The organism is Flavobacterium potami (assembly GCF_020026915.1).
GTDB lineage: Bacteria > Bacteroidota > Bacteroidia > Flavobacteriales > Flavobacteriaceae > Flavobacterium > Flavobacterium potami.
Map to the genome: position 1 here is coordinate 169,857 of NZ_JAINUY010000005.1, position 18,694 is coordinate 188,550.

The 18,694-nt window shown below is 34.9% G+C and carries 18 protein-coding genes and 1 riboswitch; of the genes, 1 reads left to right on the forward strand and 17 read right to left on the reverse strand.

Translation table 11 applies throughout. From position 1 onward, the window contains the following. Positions 1-49: 49 nt before the first annotated feature. From metH to K6T82_RS15655, 13 genes are all read right to left on the reverse strand, one after another. Positions 50-2,776: a methionine synthase gene (metH, locus tag K6T82_RS15595; RefSeq protein WP_223707916.1), complete on the reverse strand. Its 2,727-nt coding sequence runs from the start codon at positions 2,774-2,776 to the stop codon at positions 50-52. A 186-nt stretch (positions 2,777-2,962) separates the two neighbouring features. Further along, positions 2,963-3,472: a hypothetical protein gene (locus K6T82_RS15600; protein ID WP_223707386.1), complete on the reverse strand. Its 510-nt coding sequence runs from the start codon at positions 3,470-3,472 to the stop codon at positions 2,963-2,965. 16 nt (positions 3,473-3,488) lie between these two features. Continuing rightward, a complete protein-coding gene (locus K6T82_RS15605; protein ID WP_223707388.1) occupies positions 3,489-4,493 on the reverse strand; it encodes a homocysteine S-methyltransferase family protein in 1,005 nt (334 codons plus the stop codon). A gap of 285 nt (positions 4,494-4,778) precedes the next feature. Next, a riboswitch (SAM riboswitch) is annotated at positions 4,779-4,896 on the reverse strand. 136 nt (positions 4,897-5,032) lie between these two features. Continuing rightward, positions 5,033-5,407: a TfoX/Sxy family protein gene (locus tag K6T82_RS15610; protein WP_223707390.1), complete on the reverse strand. Its 375-nt coding sequence runs from the start codon at positions 5,405-5,407 to the stop codon at positions 5,033-5,035. Continuing rightward, positions 5,388-5,579 carry a hypothetical protein gene (locus K6T82_RS15615; RefSeq protein ID WP_223707392.1) on the reverse strand — a complete coding sequence of 64 codons (192 nt, stop codon included), beginning with the start codon at positions 5,577-5,579 and terminating at the stop codon, positions 5,388-5,390. The genes K6T82_RS15610 and K6T82_RS15615 overlap by 20 nt, the downstream gene beginning before the upstream one ends. Before the next feature lie 123 nt (positions 5,580-5,702). Then, the gene (locus K6T82_RS15620; protein WP_144215601.1) at positions 5,703-6,755 is read right to left on the reverse strand and encodes an NAD(P)/FAD-dependent oxidoreductase; all 1,053 of its coding nucleotides are present in this window, start codon (positions 6,753-6,755) and stop codon (positions 5,703-5,705) included. 97 nt (positions 6,756-6,852) lie between these two features. Further along, positions 6,853-7,434, reverse strand: coding sequence for a precorrin-2 dehydrogenase/sirohydrochlorin ferrochelatase family protein (locus K6T82_RS15625; protein ID WP_223707394.1), 582 nt, complete (start codon positions 7,432-7,434; stop codon positions 6,853-6,855). 132 nt (positions 7,435-7,566) lie between these two features. Next, positions 7,567-8,376, reverse strand: a complete 810-nt coding sequence (gene cobA / locus K6T82_RS15630; RefSeq protein ID WP_223707396.1) for a uroporphyrinogen-III C-methyltransferase — start codon at positions 8,374-8,376, stop codon at positions 7,567-7,569. Beyond that, positions 8,369-10,459, reverse strand: coding sequence for a HEPN domain-containing protein (locus K6T82_RS15635; protein ID WP_223707398.1), 2,091 nt, complete (start codon positions 10,457-10,459; stop codon positions 8,369-8,371). Before K6T82_RS15635 ends, cobA begins: the two co-directional genes overlap by 8 nt. 69 nt (positions 10,460-10,528) lie before the next feature. Beyond that, a complete protein-coding gene (locus K6T82_RS15640; protein WP_223707400.1) occupies positions 10,529-11,773 on the reverse strand; it encodes a sulfate adenylyltransferase subunit 1 in 1,245 nt (414 codons plus the stop codon). A 132-nt stretch (positions 11,774-11,905) separates the two neighbouring features. Next, positions 11,906-12,823 (reverse strand): sulfate adenylyltransferase subunit CysD, encoded by a 918-nt coding sequence (cysD, locus tag K6T82_RS15645; RefSeq protein WP_288251371.1) that lies wholly within the window; start codon positions 12,821-12,823, stop codon positions 11,906-11,908. A 126-nt stretch (positions 12,824-12,949) separates the two neighbouring features. After that, a complete protein-coding gene (locus tag K6T82_RS15650; protein ID WP_223707402.1) occupies positions 12,950-13,660 on the reverse strand; it encodes a phosphoadenylyl-sulfate reductase in 711 nt (236 codons plus the stop codon). Between the two features lie 28 nt (positions 13,661-13,688). Further along, positions 13,689-14,591, reverse strand: a complete 903-nt coding sequence (locus tag K6T82_RS15655) for a sulfite exporter TauE/SafE family protein (protein WP_223707404.1) — start codon at positions 14,589-14,591, stop codon at positions 13,689-13,691. Between the two features lie 310 nt (positions 14,592-14,901). On the opposite strand from K6T82_RS15655, the gene K6T82_RS15660 reads away from it, so the two are divergent. After that, positions 14,902-15,684, forward strand: coding sequence for a sulfite exporter TauE/SafE family protein (locus K6T82_RS15660; protein ID WP_223707406.1), 783 nt, complete (start codon positions 14,902-14,904; stop codon positions 15,682-15,684). Between the two features lie 97 nt (positions 15,685-15,781). On the opposite strand, the gene K6T82_RS15665 is transcribed toward K6T82_RS15660, so the two are convergent. The 4 genes from K6T82_RS15665 to K6T82_RS15680 form a co-directional block, all read right to left on the reverse strand. Then, on the reverse strand, positions 15,782-16,192 hold the full coding sequence (locus K6T82_RS15665) for an RrF2 family transcriptional regulator (RefSeq protein WP_125722103.1): 411 nt from the start codon (positions 16,190-16,192) through the stop codon (positions 15,782-15,784). A gap of 121 nt (positions 16,193-16,313) precedes the next feature. Beyond that, positions 16,314-16,820, reverse strand: coding sequence for an RDD family protein (locus K6T82_RS15670; protein ID WP_223707408.1), 507 nt, complete (start codon positions 16,818-16,820; stop codon positions 16,314-16,316). A gap of 59 nt (positions 16,821-16,879) precedes the next feature. Beyond that, a complete protein-coding gene (locus K6T82_RS15675; protein ID WP_223707410.1) occupies positions 16,880-17,392 on the reverse strand; it encodes an alpha/beta hydrolase in 513 nt (170 codons plus the stop codon). Positions 17,393-17,467: 75 nt separating this feature from the next. Next, on the reverse strand, positions 17,468-18,640 hold the full coding sequence (locus K6T82_RS15680) for a trans-sulfuration enzyme family protein (RefSeq protein WP_223707411.1): 1,173 nt from the start codon (positions 18,638-18,640) through the stop codon (positions 17,468-17,470). Positions 18,641-18,694 lie beyond the last annotated feature (54 nt).

Consider the following 18,694-nt stretch of genomic DNA (forward strand, 5'->3'; position numbering starts at 1 on the left):
TCTCTACAGCAACTTGAAACTTGAAACCTGAAACAAAAATAACTTTTCGTTAATCTGCTATATTAGGGTTTAACCATTTCATGGCGTAATCAAGTGGTACATTTCGGCGTTTTGCGTAATCTGTAACCTGATCTTCTTTTATTTTTCCTAGTCCGAAATAGCGGCTTTTTGGATTTCCGAAATAATATCCAGAAACCGAAGAAGCTGGCCACATCGCCATACTTTCTGTCAGCTTCACTCCTGTTTGTTTTTCAACATCCAAAAGTTTCCAAATAGTTGGTTTCTCTAAGTGATCTGGACAAGCTGGATAACCTGGAGCAGGACGAATTCCTTTATAATTCTCTTTAATCAATTCTTCATTAGTTAAAGATTCTTCTGAATCGTAACCCCAAAAATCTTTACGCACTCTTTCGTGAAGATATTCGGCGAAAGCCTCAGCAAAACGATCTGCAAGCGCTTTAACCATAATCGAATTGTAATCGTCTAAATTCTTTTCGTATTCAGCAGCCCATTCGTCTACACCAAAACCAGTTGTTACACAGAAAGCCCCCATATAATCGTCTATTCCACTTTCTTTTGGTAGGATAAAATCCGCTAAAGCAGTATTTGGAGCGCCTTTTGTTTTTTGTCCCTGCACACGTAAAGTCAAGAATTTCTCTAACACTTTTCCATTTTCATCACGCAATTCGATATCGTCGTCGTCCACCTGATTGGCAGGGAATATTCCGTAAATACCTTTTGCTTTTAGTTTTTTCTCTTCCAAAATAACTTTTAACATTGCCTGAGCATCCGCAAAAACAGAAGTCGCTTCTTTACCCACAACCTCATCAGTTAAAATTGCTGGATATTTTCCGTGCAATTCCCAAGTTTGGAAGAACGGTGTCCAGTCGATATACGGAACCAAAACATCCAATTCTACTTCGATGGTTTGTGCTCCAATTACTTTTGGTTTAACTGGAGTATATTCAGACCAATCCAATTGCAACTTATTTTTACGAGCTTCTTCAATTGTCAGGAAGTTTTTATCTCTCGAACGATTTAAAAACGTCTCTCTAAAAGAATCGTATTCTGCACGAATATCTGCTGCATATATTTTTCGGTTATGATCTAACAGGTTTCCTGCAACAGTAACGGCTCTCGAAGCATCGTTTACGTGAATTACAGTTTCTCTGTATTGAGGTGCAATTTTCACGGCTGTATGCGCGCGCGAAGTCGTTGCCCCACCAATCATAATCGGGATTTTAATATTTTGTTTGTCTAATTCTTTAGCTAAATAAACCATTTCGTCAAGCGAAGGCGTGATCAATCCGCTTAATCCGATAATGTCTACTTCGTGTTCGATTGCCGCTGCAATGATTTTCTCCGGAGCAACCATTACACCTAAATCTACAATCTCATAATTGTTACAAGCCAAAACAACTGAAACGATGTTTTTTCCAATATCATGAACATCACCTTTTACAGTCGCCATCAAGATTTTTCCGTTTCCTTGTTTGTCACCTGCTTGTTTACTTGCTTCAATAAATGGCAATAAATAAGCAACGGCTTTTTTCATTACACGAGCCGATTTAACTACCTGAGGAAGGAACATTTTTCCGCTTCCGAATAAATCTCCAACGACATTCATTCCGGCCATTAAATTGATCTCGATAACTTCAATTGGTTTCGTTGCCGCTAAACGTGCTTCCTCAACATCTTCTTCAATAAAAGCATCAATTCCTTTTACTAAAGAATGCGTAATACGATCCTGCACCGATCCTAAACGCCATTCCTGAACGGCTTTTTCGTCGCTTTTTACTTCGCCTTTTACATTTTCAGCAAAATCTAAAAGTCTTTCTGTAGCATCGTCGCGTCTATCTAAAATTACGTCTTCAACGTGTTCTAATAAATCTTTCGGAATATCATCGTAAATCGTCAACATTTCTGGATTCACGATTCCCATCGTCATTCCTTCCTTAATCGCGTGGTATAAAAACACCGAGTGCATCGCTTCACGAACAACGTCATTTCCTCTAAACGAAAACGAAACATTACTTACACCACCACTAATATGTGCATGTGGCAAGTTTTCGCGAACCCATTTTGTTCCTCTAAAAAAGTCCAATGCATTCAGGCGGTGTTCTTCCATTCCTGTTGCCACTGGGAAAATGTTCAAATCGAAAATTATATCTTGTGGAGGGAAACCAACTTTGTTCACCAAAATATCATACGAACGCGCACAAATTTCCACACGACGATCATAATTATCAGCCTGACCTACTTCGTCGAAAGCCATAACAATAGCCGCCGCACCGTAACGCTTGATTAATTTGGCATGGTGAATAAAGGCTTCTTCTCCTTCTTTTAACGAAATCGAGTTTACAACACTTTTTCCTTGTACTACTTTGAGACCTGCTTCGATAATTTCCCATTTCGAACTGTCGATCATAATCGGCACTCTCGAAATATCTGGTTCTGCAGCAATTAAGTTTAGGAATTTGGTCATGGCATTTACACCGTCCAACATTCCCTCATCCATATTAATATCGATGATTTGCGCTCCTCCTTCTACCTGCTGTCTTGCAATATCAAGTGCCTCGTCATATTTCTCTTCCTTGATTAATCGAAGGAATTTTCGCGAACCCGTTACATTCGTACGCTCTCCAACGTTTACAAAAACGCTTTCTGGCGTAATAATCAAAGGTTCTAATCCTGATAATACAAGGTCTCTTCTTTTTTCAGTCATTTTCTTTAAAGTTGCTAAGCTTCTGAGGTGCTTAGGTTCTAAGTTTTTTATTTTTATTTCTTTCCTGCGAGGTTTTTAAAACCTTGTAGGTATTTATGTTTATTATTTTTGGCGTGATTCGCCGCGGCGAACCGGGCTATCCGTTACAAGTCCTCGCCTGTTCGTTCCTCACGGCTGTGGGCTTTTCACTTCTATCCCTCACGCAGACTCGGTTTCATAAGAAATCAATATTTCTTTTTAATTATTTAAAATGAATATCCGATTTTTCATTTCTCTTAGTTCTTGTTTTTCATACAAGACATTCCAAATCTCGGTGTATAAATCCAAAAAAGATTTCGCTTTTTTATCATTTAGAGCATTTGTCCACCCGTCATTATAACTCACCATTTTTCTTTCTCCATTTACATTAGCAACGATTACTCGTGTAAAGCTTGGATCCTTGATTTTTATTTCGCCTATTGGTTCAAATTTCATTGGCATTTTCAAAAAATTACTTTTCTGAATCAATGAATATATTTTTTCTTTTTCCTTTTCTGTTAATGCAATTTTTAAAACTCTTTCTTCTTCTAAATATTTTCGAGAAAAGCTATTTAATTGAGAATTATAACTATCGATTCTACCGTCATTAATTACAAAATAAAAATCAGATGGAATTTCTCTTTTGACCATCAATGAATATTTTTCACTTCTAAAACCAAACAAACCAAAAAGTATAAAAACAACGGATAATATTCTTATTGGCTTCATCGACAGTAATTCTTATTTATTCAAAAACCGGCGCCACTCTCGGCTTATAATCCTTCGCAACTTCTGCCATTAATCGAATATGATCTGGAGTTGTTCCACAACAACCACCAATGATATTGATTAAATTATCTTCTAAATATTCTTTGATGAATGCCTGAGTTTGTTCTGGCGTTTCATCGTATTGTCCGAAAGCGTTTGGCAATCCTGCATTTGGATGCGCTGAAACATTAAAGCTTGTGTTGTGCGCTAATGTTTTTAAATACGGTTTCAATAAATCTGCTCCTAAAGCACAATTGAAACCAACACTTAGTAACGGAATATGTGAAACTGAAATCAAGAATGCTTCAACCGTTTGCCCAGAAAGCGTTCTTCCTGAAGCATCTGTAATCGTTCCTGAAACCATGATTGGAATATCGATATTGCGTTCTTCTTTTACTTCTTCAATTGCAAAAAGTGCTGCTTTTGCGTTTAATGTGTCGAAAATCGTTTCTACTAAAAGTAAATCGCAACCTCCGTCCATTAAAGCTTCTACTTGCTCTTTGTATGCAATTCGCAAATCGTCGAAAGTTACGGCTCTGTAACCTGGGTCGTTTACGTCTGGTGACATACTTGCCGTACGGTTTGTTGGTCCGATTGAACCGGCTACAAAACGTGGTTTCTCTGGATTTTTTTCTGTGAATTCATCCGCAACTTCTCTCGCCAATTTAGCCGATTCATAGTTTAATTCGTAAACCAAATCTTCCATGAAATAATCGGCCATACCAATTGTAGTTCCAGAAAATGTATTGGTTTCTACGATATCTGCACCTGCATCAAAATAGGCAGCATGCACCGCACGAATTGCTTGTGGCTGTGTTAGGGATAATAAATCGTTGTTTCCTTTTAACGGATGCGGGAAATCTTTGAAACGCTCGCCACGAAAATCTTCTTCGGAGAAGTTGTAACGCTGTAACATGGTTCCCATTGCTCCGTCAAGGATTAGGATATTTTTCTTTATTGCTTCTTGAATTGTAATCGACATATCTTTTTTGTTTTAGCTTCTAAGACGCTATCCCGATAGCTATCGGGACTTAGATGCTAAGTTTTTTATTCACATTAATTCCAAAAGTGCACTATTGCTGGCTCATTAGCCCCGATTGAAGTGGAAATCCTTTTGCTTTTTTCTTTAAAAAGCAAAAGATTGCAACGAAAAGCGGGAACTATTGACTGCAAAAATGCGCCAATGATTCGCTCTTTACTGAAATTGCTTTCAGTAAGTTATTTGTATGTTGTCTGGAAAAGTTTTGAGAAATACGAGAATGTATTTGTGTTATCTATCTTAAATACCGTGTGTTTACGGTAAAAAGTAGAATTTAGCACCTTCTTTATAGTAAAGGGTTGCTAAGGTTTCATTGGGTCTATCCCTCCGCCTTTCGTGATAACGAACAATAAATTTTAAGAACAGTGCAAAGGTATGAAATGGCAATACGATTTGCAAATGTTTTTTTGAGGTTCTAAGGTTCTAAGATGCTGAGTGGCTAAGTTTTTCTTTTTAGGTTTTATCTTTTGAGAATACTTTCATTATTTTTCAATGTCGTTTTTCTTCTTACTTGCTTTTGCAATCGGATTAAAATCTAAACATTGTTGCAACCAAAATTCTAAATCTTGCTTTTTTGTCCATGCATTTTCTGTAACGAAAATATAGTTCTTCATGGGTTTTTCAGCATTTGGCATTGCGAGTACATCATCTTTTTCTATTGCGTCTAGATAAGCTTCATCATCAATTATGCAAAGCAAAAGATTTTCATTCAATTTCTTATCTAGACGGGTTCCGCAACACATTTTGTTATCTACCATAAACACAATTCCGCCAAACATTTTCTTCTCAAAAAAATCAGCTTCTTTGTACTGAAGAAATGTTCGGATTCTCTGTGCGTTATTTTCGTCGTAAGCCATTTTTTTCTGCTTTATATTTTGAGAATCTTTTCATCACTTCTTCATGTTCTACAAATTCATTTGCCTCTGCCTGTTGAAGTCCAGTTTCGATTTCTTCCCTTTCTTCTTTTGATAAATTTTCAAACCAATCTTTTTGATTTAAATTAAAACCATTATCTTTTTCTAAATCCATAAATAATCAAATTCAACAGCTTAAAGATATAAAATAAAAAAGCCCAAACTTTTAAAAGTTTGGGCTTTACAATATTTAAAAATCTTAGCAACTTAGAACCTTAGTATCTTAGCATCTTTAAGATTAAACAATCGCTTTAACAACTGCCTTCGGAGCTTCTTTACGAGTTCCGTCGAAACCGTCTACTCCAGATACTGTTGTATATTTTAATACGTATTTTTTACCTGGATTAACGATTGAGTAAGCAGCCTGACACATTAAAGTTGCTTCGTGGAAACCACAAAGGATTAGCTTTAATTTTCCAGGGTATGTGTTGATATCTCCAATAGCGAAGATTCCCGGAATGTTTGTCTGGTAATCTAACGCATTGTTTACTTTAATGGCATTTTTCTCGATTTCTAATCCCCAGTCTCCAATTGGACCTAATTTTGGCGTTAATCCGAAAAGTGGGATGAAATAATCACAATCAATTTTGCGGTGCGCTCCGTTTTCTTCAATATCTAATGATTCTACGTGTTCAGCACCATTGATTCCGATTACCTCTGCTGGAGTGATTAATTTGATTTTTCCAGCTGATTTTAATTCTTGTACTTTTTCTACAGAATCTAAAGCTCCTCTAAATTCATTTCTACGGTGAATTAAAGTTACTTCTGAAGCTACATTTGCTAAGAAAATTGACCAGTCTAATGCTGAATCTCCTCCTCCTGCAATAACAACTCTTTTATCTCTGAATTTCTCAGGATTTTTGATGAAGTATTTTACTCCTTTATCTTCATAAAACTCGATATCTTCGATAAGTGGTTTACGAGGCTCGAAACTTCCTAAACCTCCAGCGATTGCAATAACTGGCGCGTGGAATTTAGTTCCTTTGTTTGAAGTTACGATGAAACTTCCGTCTTCTTGTTTATCGATTGTTTCTGCACGTTCTCCTAAAGTAAAACCTGGCTCAAATTGTTTGATTTGCTCCATTAGTCCGTCTACAAGGTCTCCTGCTAAAACTTCTGGGAATCCAGGAATATCATAAATTGGCTTCTTAGGATATAATTCTGAAAGTTGTCCACCTGGCTGTGGTAAAGCATCTAAGATGTGACATTTCAATTTTAATAATCCTGCCTCGAAAACGGCAAATAAACCTGTTGGTCCTGCTCCAATTATAAGTATATCTGTTTTAATCATTATGGTGTTGTTTATAATCATTCTTAATAACGCAAAGAAACGAATAAATCCTTGTACTTTCAATGATTTTTATCATTTATTTCTTTCCGAAACTTTTTTACTCTTTATTTTTTAATGAAGAAGTAATCTCATTCATTCTTTTAACCTTCTCTTCAAAATTACCTTTTAGCGTTTTTCGGTATTCGTTCAGATTTTCAACCATTTGATTGATGTCTTCCGGAATTACTTCTTCAAAAAACTCTCTAAGCCTTTTGGCTGTTGTTGGCGATTTTCCGTTAGTCGAAATGGCAATTTTCACATTTCCTTTTGTTACGATTCCGCCCAAATAATAATCACATAAATCTGGCGTATCGGCGATATTGCAAATCAAATAACGCTTTCTGGCTAAATCGTACACTTTTTTATTTATTTCTAAATTGTCCGTACACGCAATCACCATGTGGCGCTTTTTGAGCATTTTCTTTTTAAACTTCGATTTTGTCAATTTTATCGAAGGGTGCTGTTCTGCCAGAATTTTTATTTCTAAATGAAATTCTTTTGCTACTACCTCAACATTTGCATTCGGACTTGATTTCAGCAAGAAAGAAAGCTTTTCCAGACCTACATTTCCTCCGCCTACAATTAATACGTTTAAATTGTGAAGCTTTAGAAATATTGGATATAATTCGTTTTGTTCCATTTTAATTTATTTTCATCCAATCAAAATTAGATGATTTACCGATCAGATGTTCCTAACGGAACATTTTTTATTTGGAAACATTATTTTTTTTCTACCGACCAATTGTTCCTAACGGAACATTATTGAAACCGTTTATTTTTTAGCAACGAATTGGTTTTGTCGAAACATTTTATCCAACTCTTTTTTTTGACAAAATTCTTCGTAAAATCCTTTTAATTTATGGCTTTCGCGGACCACTTCGCCTAAAACGATAATGGCTGGAGAACCTAATTCTTTTTCTTTTACGATTTCTAAAATCGAATCGACTGTTCCTACGCCTAGTTTTTCTTCTGCTGTTGTTCCGTTTTGGATAATGGCAACTGGCAGATTTCCTTTGTTTTCTTTTTGAAACAAATCGATAATCTGAGGCAGTTTGTGCATTCCCATCAAGATTACAACTGTTGCAGAAGATTGCGCTGCCAAAGCTACATCTGAAGATAATTTCCTATCTGATGTTGTACCTGTAATCGCCCAAAAACTTTCCGAAACTCCTCTTTTTGTAATGGATATTCCCTGACTTGCGGGAACTGCCACTACAGATGAAATTCCGGGAATAACAATCGTTTCAATTCCGAAACTTTCTGCAAATTCTATTTCTTCGCTTCCTCTTCCAAAAATAAACGGGTCTCCGCCTTTTAACCGAACTACATTTCCATACGTTAAAGCATTATCCACAATCAATTGATTGATTTGATCTTGCGTGTATGCATGGTTTCCAATTCTTTTTCCGACAAAAATCTTGATGGCATTTTTTGGTGCGTAATCCAGAATTTCTTCGTTGGCTAAGGCGTCATATAAAACCACATTAGCTTCAGCCAGTGCTTTTACAGCTTTTAGCGTCAATAATTCGGGATCGCCCGGACCTGCACCGACTAAAGTTATTTTTGGTTTTATATTAAGCATTTGCTAATTCTTGTGCTCTGAATGTTTCGATTTTATCAAAGAAAACGGTTGCTTGCGCGATGTAATCTTTAGCGAAAGCTTCAGATGGTTCATTTTTATTGATTTGGTAAACCAAGTCTTTAAAAGTTGAATTTAATTCGATTTTATTCGTATCAATAAAAACAGTGTCAAACAAATCAACGATTCCTGCGTGGTGGTTTGTTTTTTGGTTTTCAGCCAATAACAAAGCTTTTGCTCCATTTACAAATCCAGCGTAAGCGTGATAAATTGCATCTGACCATTTTTTCTCGTCGAAAGATTCTTGAGCCAAAATCAATTTCTCTTTAGCCTCAAACAATAAAGTTGCTACTAAATCGATCACAACACCAGCACATTCTCCAACTCCAACTGCTTTTACGTAGTTATCTGCGTTACCCCAATCTACAAAATCAGCTTCTGTTAGATTCGTTACATCTGCTAAAGGTTTTAAGATTTCATAGAAATATTTCTCTCCTTTTGCATCATAATAGTTTAGGAATTTTTCTCCATTCGCATTAGCGTCAAAATCATTTAAGATCGTACGCAAAGCTTCCGGACCTCTTCTACTTGGAATTTTGATTACTTTATCAGCAAAACGTCCTTCTCCATTTCCTAATCTTCCCCCTCCCAATAAAACTTGTAATGCCGGAGCTACTAATTTTCCTGAGTTGATAGACATTCCTTGGAAACCAATTGCAGACATATTATGTTGCCCACAAGCATTCATACAGCCTGAAATTTTAATTTCGATTTCGCGGTTGTTTAAATATTGAGGATATTCTGCACTTAAAACTCTTTCTAATTCTTCGGCAATACCAGTACTGCTTGCAATCCCCAAGTTGCAAGTATCGGTTCCTGGACATGCCGTAATATCTCCAACTGAATTATATCCTAAATGAACAAAGTCTAATTTGGCTAATTCTTGATAAAAGAAAGGAAGATTCTCTTCTTTTACGTGACGTATTACAATATTTTGACGCAATGAAAAACGCAATTCGTTTGCTGCGTAATTTTTAATTAAATCTGCTAATAATCTTGCTTTATCAGTATAAAAATCACCTAATAAAACTTTGATTCCGATAGCATAATATCCTGCTTGTTTTTGTGCAATTACGTTCGATTTTTTCCAAGCTTCATAAGCCGCTGAATCTTCGATGGTAACTTGTGGCACTTCTAAAAGTGGTTCTGGAATTGGGCCATCAAAAGCAGTGGTGTCGATTTCGTATGTTTCAAAAGCGATTGCTTTTTTCTCTTTTTCAACTAAATCAAGGAAAACATCTTTCCCCATTTCTTTGATTAAGAATTTCATACGCGCTTTCATTCTTTTTGCACGCTCACCGTATCTGTCGAAAATACGGATGATTCCTTCTGCTGTTGGAATAATTTCGTTAACCGGAATAAACTCTGAAAGTAATTCGGCGTGTGCTGGCTGAGATCCTAAACCTCCTCCAAAAACTACTTTAAATCCTTTTTGTCCGTCTTTGATTTTTGGAATAAATCCTAAATCATGTAAATAACTCAAAGCAGTATCTTCATCTGAAGAAGAGAACGAAATTTTGAATTTACGTCCCATTTCTTGACAGATTGGGTTTCTTAATAAGTATTGAAACATTCCGTGTGCATAAGGCGAAACATCGAATGGTTCGTTTACATCTACACCAGCTAATTCGCTTCCTGTAATATTTCTAACGGTATTTCCACAAGCTTCACGCAAAGTAATATCATCTTTTGCCAATTCTGACCAAAGTTCAGGCGTTCTGTCCAAGCTCACATAGTGAATCTGAATATCCTGACGCGTTGTAATATGCAGACGTCCAGTAGAATATTTATCTGAAACTTCCGTAATTCTTCTCAATTGCTCGCTGGTCACTTTACCATAAGGCAATTTGATACGAATCATCTGAACGCCTTCCTGACGCTGACCGTAGATACCACGCGCTAAACGAAGGCTGCGAAAACGCTCATCATCAATTTTTCCTCCACGGAATAAGTGAATCTTTTTTTCTAATTCGATAATCTCCTTCTGAACTACCGGATTTTCTATTTCTGTTCTAAAACTTTCCATTTCTCTTTAGTTGTTGGTTGTCTTGTTGTTAGTTTTTGGTTTTGATGAAAAACGTCAACTATCAACTGTTTAGCGAATAAACCCTACTCCTGCTGTTGTGTTCGTTGCTGTATCGATTAAGATAAAAGCTCCGTTTGATTTGTTTTCGTTGTAAGCGTCAAAATATAAAGGCTTGCTTAATTTGATGCTCACTTCTCCGATTTCGTTTATCGCTAATTGTGAAGCTTCTGTTGTTCCTGAATAATCAGTTGCAATCGTGTTTTTAATGCTTTCTACTTTTGCTAAAACTCTGTTCGTATTGTGCTGTACTAAATATTTAGTTCCTGGAACCAATTTTTTACTGTCCATCCAGCAAACTGTTGTTGTTATATCTTTTTCAATTCTTGGAAGCTCGTCTGATTTTACAATCATGTCACCTCTCGTAACATTGATATCATTTTCTAATTCGATTGTCACTGAAGAACCTGCAGAAGCTTCGTCAAATGATTTATCGAAAAAGTGAATTTTAGTCACTTTTGATTCTGTTAAAGAAGGAAGAACTGTTACAGCATCTCCAACTTTAATAGAGTTTCCGTATAATTTCCCAGCGTAACCTCTGAAATCGTGGTATTCTTCAGTTTTTGGACGAATAACCGTTTGAACTGGGAAACGTGCTTTTCCTGGCTCGTAAACATCATGAGAATGTAATCCTTCTAAATGTTCCAAAACTGTTTGTCCGTCGTACCAAGGCATATTCTCCGATTTGTCCACAACGTTTCCACCGTTGATTGCGCTTAACGGAATGTAGCTTACGTTTTGTTCTTTGAAAGTACTTTTTGCATTTAAAGCCTCAAAATCAGCTTTGATTTTATTGAAAACTTCTTCAGAGTAATCTACTAAGTCCATTTTGTTGATGGCAACGATTACTTCTTTAACTCTCAATAAATTATTGATAAAAAAGTGACGGTAAGTCTGCTCAATAACTCCTTTTCTAGCATCAATCAAAATGATAGAAACTTGAGAAGTTGAAGCTCCTGTAACCATGTTTCTAGTATATTCTACGTGCCCTGGAGTATCGGCAATAATGTAACTTTTCTTTGCAGTCGAAAAATAAATATGCGCAACGTCAATCGTGATTCCTTGCTCTCTTTCTGCTACTAATCCGTCAGTTGCCAAAGAGAAATCTAAATAATCGTATCCTTTTTGTTTACTGCTTTTTTCGATTGCTTCAATTTTATCTGTAGTCAATGATTTTGTATCGTACAACAATCTCCCGATCAAAGTACTTTTTCCGTCATCTACACTTCCTGCTGTTGCTATTTTTAAAACGTCCATTCTAATATTTTTGTTTCAAGTTTAAATTTTGTTTCAAGTTTCAAGTTTTGAAAATCTTTATCTAAAATTTAAATCTGTATGTTTTTTTGATTCTACTTTTTAATTATCAATTGTCAATTATTAATTATCCAATTAAAAATATCCTTGTTGTTTTCTTTTTTCCATTGCAGCTTCAGAACGTTTGTCATCGATTCTGGCTCCTCTTTCAGAAATTGTTGATGATCTGATTTCCCCAACCACTTCTTCGATTGTTGCTGCGTAAGATTCAACAGCCGCTGTACAACTCATATCTCCAACGGTTCTGAAGCGAACAATTCTTTCTTCGATTTGTTCGTCTTCTTCTTGGTACACAAAAGGAGAATGCGACCAGATTAAACCGTCTCTCAAAAAAACTTTTCTTTTATGTGAGAAATAGATTGATGGAATCTCGATTTGTTCTTTTTCGATATAACTCCAAACATCTAATTCTGTCCAGTTTGAAATTGGGAAAACACGAACGTTTTGACCATTTTCGATTTTTCCATTTAAGATATCAAACAACTCAGGTCTCTGATTTTTTTCATCCCATTGTCCGAAATCATCACGAACAGAGAAAATACGTTCTTTAGCTCTTGCTTTTTCTTCATCACGACGTGCACCACCAATACAAGCATCAAACTTAAATTCTTCAATTGCATCCAAAAGTGTTGTAGTCTGCAAGCTGTTACGGCTTGAATATTTTCCAGTTTCTTCAACTACTTTTCCTTCATCAATAGCATCCTGAACATTACGAACGATCAACTCTAAACCTAATTCTTCTACCAATTTATCTCTGAAAGCAATTGTTTCAGGGAAATTGTGTCCCGTATCAACGTGCAAAAGAGGAAACGGAATTTTAGCAGGGAAAAATGCTTTTTGCGCTAAACGCACCAATGTAATAGAATCTTTTCCTCCTGAGAAAAGTAAAACCGGTTTGTCAAACTGTGAAATTACTTCTCTGAAAATGTATATCGCTTCACTCTCTAAAGCGTTTGTTTTTAATACTGAACTCATTGTGTTTTTGTTTGATATTTTATTTGTTTCAAGTTTTAGGTTTCAGGTTTCAAGTTGGCTCCTGATCTAAAAATCTCCACTTCTTTATTCTATAATCTATATTCTATTCTCTGCAGAATCTTGCCTCTTTCTTCTTGCTTCTACCTAGTCTTTTTTAGCACTATGAAGTCCGCATTCCTTATGGCTTGATTCCCACCACCATCTTCCGGCTCTGATATCTTCACCTGGGAAAATTGCTCTTGTACAAGGCGCGCATCCAATACTTACGAAACCTTGTTTGTGTAAAGCATTTTGAGGAACATTATTTTCTGAAAGATAGGTTTCAACTTCTTCTAAAGTCCATTTTAATAACGGATTGAATTTGATGATTTCGAAACCTCCGTCGTATTCAAACAAACTTAAATCTTGTCTGTTTTCTGATTGTTCTGCCCTTAAACCTGTAATCCAAACTGAATTTCCTGCTAAAGCTTTTCTCAACGGAACAACTTTTCGAATAAAACAGCACTCTTTTCTGTTTTCAACTGAATCGTAAAAGCTGTTTGGGCCTTTAGTTTTCAGAAGATTTTCAACTGAAGCCGCTTCTGGAAAAAACACTTCGATTGGTCTTTTGTATTTTTTTAATGTTTTATGAAAAACATCGTACGTTTCCTGAAACAATCTTCCTGTATCTAAAGTAAATACCGTAATATCGGTGTTACTTTTTGCAATAAAATCAGTAATTACCTGATCTTCCTGACCGAAAGATGTAGAAAAAATTACTTTTCCCGGAAATTCTTTTGCTAAAAAAACTAAGGTTTCGTCAAGCGAAAGATCTTTTGTTTTCTCTAATAATTCTTGTACAATAATCGCACTCATAATCTTTATTCCTTTCTAAAATCATCTTTTACAATAATTTAGATAATGTTTTTAAACTCAATATTATAATTAGAACTCCAACCGCAACCATCATTGGTTTTCTTTTGATTTTATTTACCAAATAAGCTGCTAATGGCGCTGAAATAACTCCTCCTAAAATCAATCCTATAATAATCTGCCAGCCGTGGATTCCGCCAAAAAGCATGAAAGTTATTCCGCTTGCAAACGAAATCGCAAACTCTGCCGCATTCACAGATCCTATTGTATATTTTGGATTTCTTCCTCTTCCTAATAATGTGGAAGTCACGATCGGACCCCAGCCTCCTCCTCCAACAGAATCCATAAAACCTCCAAACACTGCCAAAACGCCTAATTTTTTGGTTTTCTTTTTCTCTACATTTTTTCTAAGAGCTTTTCTGATGATTACAACCGCCAGAATAATCATGTAAACCGCAATAAATGGCTTGATAATATCTCCGTCAATAACATCAGATAATAAATAAGCTCCTGTAATCGATCCTAAAACTCCGGGAATCAATAGATGTTTTACCAATTTCTTATTGATATTACCAAAGCGGTGGTGCGAAAGCGCCGATGCCCCAGTTGTAAACATCTCTGAAACGTGAACTGCCGTACTACTCAAAACTGGCGAAACTCCATAAGCCAATAAAAATGATGTAGAAGTTGCTCCATATCCCATTCCTAAAGCGCCATCTACTAATTGTGCAAAAACACCAATTAAGAAAAACGCTAAAAGGTTTTCATCAAATCCCTGAACAAAACCATCCCATGAAAATTCAGCGTGATGATTATAAATTAATGTAACTGCCAAACCTAACAGCAAAACAACAGGTATTACAACCCATAACTTTTCTTTTAGTAAAGAATCAGACTTTACTACAGCGCTGTCTAACTTAAGTTCATTTCCCATATTTTTAAGAATTGTTTTTGTTCTTAAAAATCCATTACCCTATCGGCTTAGTAGATTACTTTGCAAAAGTACTATATATTTCGAAATATCAAAACAATATATTCACTTTTTTACATAAGCTATTGTCTTATAAACCAAGATAAAAGACATTTAAAAAAGAATTAGTGATTATTTTAACAAATTAAATGTTGCGACTTACTATTTTAACAACACACTCCAATTTTGTGATTCACAAAAATAAGCATTTAATCTCTACCAAATCTATAGGATAATTATAAAATTGTTATTATTTTTGCGCCAAATTATTTTTATGGATTTTCAGATTGGTCTTGTAATAGCAGGTTTAGTAGTTGGGTTTATTGTTGGGTTAACTGGTGTAGGTGGAGGTTCTTTAATGACTCCTATTTTATTGTATTTTGGAATTCCGCCAACAAAAGCTGTTGGAACTGATTTACTTTACGCTGCTTTTACCAAAGCCGGAGGAATATTTGTCCACAACAAAAAAGGAAATATCAATTGGAAAATTACAGGTTGGTTAACTTTAGGAAGTGTTCCTGCTGCTCTTATAACTTTATGGATTTTAAACAGCATTAAAACTGATGTCGAAACAATAAACAGTGTTATTAAACAAAGCTTAGGCTGGGCTTTATTGTTTACTTCGGTAGCTATTATATTCAAAAAAAAGCTTTTAGTTTTTTCTCAAAAACATGCTGGAGATAAATTTCACAGCGAAAGCACTACTCAAAATATGTTGACAATTGGAATTGGAGTTTTATTAGGAGCAACTGTAACTTTAACTTCTATTGGAGCTGGGGCATTAGGAACGGTAACTTTATTTTTCCTTTATCCATTATTACCAACTCCACGTTTGGTTGGAACTGAAATTGCACACGCGGTTCCCTTAACTTTAGTTGCAGGTCTTGGACACGCAACTATGGGAAATTTAGATTTAGGACTATTGGGTCAGTTATTAATGGGATCGCTTCCTGGAATCTATATGGGAAGTATGTTAAGCGGAAAAGTTCCAGATCAATTCCTTAGAAATGCAATTGCTATAATGCTTTTTATGGCTGGATATAAATTGATCTCTTAATATAAATTTTAAACCATATAAGTAATATAAGTTCATTTTAAACTTTGCCTAAAGCTAGATTAAATGAACTTATATTACTTATATGGTTTATTTTTTTTTAGAATGCTATATCTGCCAAAGAATTACTTTCTAATATTTTAAGTGTATTATCACGAACTTCTGTCATTAAACGTCTTGCAGCGCAGGTAGTTTCATCATCACAATCATCGCATCTTTCGTAGAAATTATGACTCGCACAAGGCAACAATGCGATTGGACCTTCTAGAATTCGGTAGACTTTCGCCATACTAATATCTTTCGGATCTTTTATTAGATAATAACCGCCTCCTTTTCCTTTTTTGGCTCCAAGAAAACCTGAGTTTCTAAGCAATAACAAAATACTTTCCAGAAATTTGATTGAAATATGTTCACTTTTCGCAATTTCAGCTATTTGTACCGGTTCATTATTCTCACGTCTGGCTAAATAAGTTAAAGCTTTAATTCCGTATTTTGTTTTCTTTGAAAGCACTCATGTAAATTTTAGATTGCAGAATTTAACTCACAGCAAACTCTTGCAAATTATTGAATAACAAAAGTATGCTTTTTGTTTGAACTATCACAAAGAATAAAGTTAAATTCTACTAAATCTATCAGATTACTTCCTTTTCTCCGATTAAATCTAAAGAATAAAAAATTTCCATGTCTTGTTCTAAATCTTTTTTCTCCACAACGTAGGTTTTAGAAAAGGAATCATGCCAAAATCTTGCTGATTTACTTAAAAATGAGAATGCTTCAAATGGAATGAGACGACATAAAGTTCGAAGGCAAATAATTTTAAAACTAGGTTTTATACCATTTTCATCTACCACAATACTCCCCGTAATAATTTTACCAATTGTCCTTCCAAAAAGACTTTCAAAAAACAAATAATAAATCACTGCAAAAGAAAGATATGTCCCTACCGCTCCCATACTAATTATGATTTCTACCCAAACACTATAAATATCCCATTGGAATACATTTCCTGTAATTACAACTAGAAGAGTAAAAACAAAAATACTTACTGAAATAAAAACAAAATCAATAATACCGTTAAAAAAACGATCACGATCAGAAGTTAATAATTTCTTTTCCAGTACATATGTAGAATCAGCCATTTTTCGTTTTGATTATTTGATATTCAAGATTCACAAAAATATATCTTTTACTGAATTAATTACAAAAAATTACTACAAATTAAAGATGCATTTTCTTTTTCTTGATATAAAAGATGATCCTGATTTCCAATAATCCGATTTGAAATTTTTAAATCTAAAAACCAATTATCATCTGGTGCATTTAAATCTTTATCCCCAAAATAAAGCTTGATTTTGCAAGCGGGAGCTTCAGTTTCAAAACGCAGTCTTGTCGAAGAAACAGCTACCAATTCTGTCACTTTTAAACCTCTTAAAGAAGTTTTCCAAGCAATTGTTCCGCCAATACTGAAACCTAAAATTGTAACATTATCCTTTTCTGAATTCAATAAATTAATTACTGCTTTTTCAATTCCCCCATTCAAAAATTGATTATGAATTTCCTTTTCATTAATTAATGAATCGATATGAGCTAGTTTTAAAACATCATAATATTGAACATCAAATTTCGATTCTAAAATTTCGATGTAATTCTGAATCCATTCCGGATTGCCTCCAAATAAATCTGACAACAAAAGCAATCTTGGTTTTTTCATATTTTGCAAAACTAAAATTAAAAAAGGGCTATTTTTTTAAAAAAAATAGCCCTTCAAAAGTATTATATTTTATGTTTAAGCCAAAGCTTGTTTTAAATCTGCAATTACATCTTCAACAGTTTCTAAACCAACAGAAACACGAACCAAACCTTGCGTGATTCCTACTGCTAATTGATCTTCTTCAGATAATTTGCTGTGTGTTGTTGATGCTGGATGCGTAACAATCGTTTTTACATCGCCAATATTTGCCGAAAGTGAACAAAGTTTAATCTTGTCTAGGAATTTTCTACCCGCTTCAAGACCTCCTTTAATCTCGATCGCAATAATGTTACCACCTAAACGCATTTGTTTTTTGGCGATTTCATATTTTGGATGCGATTTCAAGAATGGGTATTTAACACTTTGTACATTCGGATGACTTTCTAAAAATTCAGCAACTTTTAAAGCATTTTCACAATGTTTGTCTACACGAACCGCCAAAGTTTCTAAACTTTTTGATAAAACCCAAGCGTTAAACGGTGACATTGCTGGCCCTGTATTTCTTGAAAACAAATATATTTTACGAATCAATTCTGCTTCTCCAACTGCAACTCCACCTAGCACACGACCTTGTCCGTCCATTAATTTTGTTGCTGAATGAACAACGATATGAGCTCCATATTTAATAGGCTGTTGAATATATGGTGTTGCAAAACAGTTATCAATGATTAAAATTAGATTGTGTTTTTTTGCAATTTGACCCAACAATTCTAAATCAATTACATCTACACCAGGATTTGTTGGTGTTTCAGCATAAAGAATTTTAGTATTTGGTTGAATAAAACTTTCAATCGTTTCTGGTTTATTGATGTCAAAGTAAGAAGTTTCTATTTTCCATTTTGGAAAATACGTCATGAATAACGCATGCGTAGATCCAAAAACACTTCCAGCCGAAACAATATGATCGCCTGATTCTAATAATGCAGCAAACGTAGAATAAATTGCAGCCATTCCTGTTGCAAATGCATAACCTGCTTCTGCACCTTCCATTGCACAAACTTTGTCAACAAATTCTGTTGTATTTGGGTTACTGAAACGAGAGTAAATATTACGAACTTTTTCTTCTGTGAAAGAAGCTCTCATATCCTCTGCATCTTCAAATATAAAACTTGAAGATAAGTACAAAGGAGTTGAATGTTCTTGGAATTGTGTTTTTTCTAAATGTGTTCTAATGGCTTGTGTTTCAAAACCAAATTCTTCTGTATTCATTGTGTTGTTGTTTTTTGTTTTTTTTGTTTCAAGTTTCAGGTTTCAAGTTAAAAA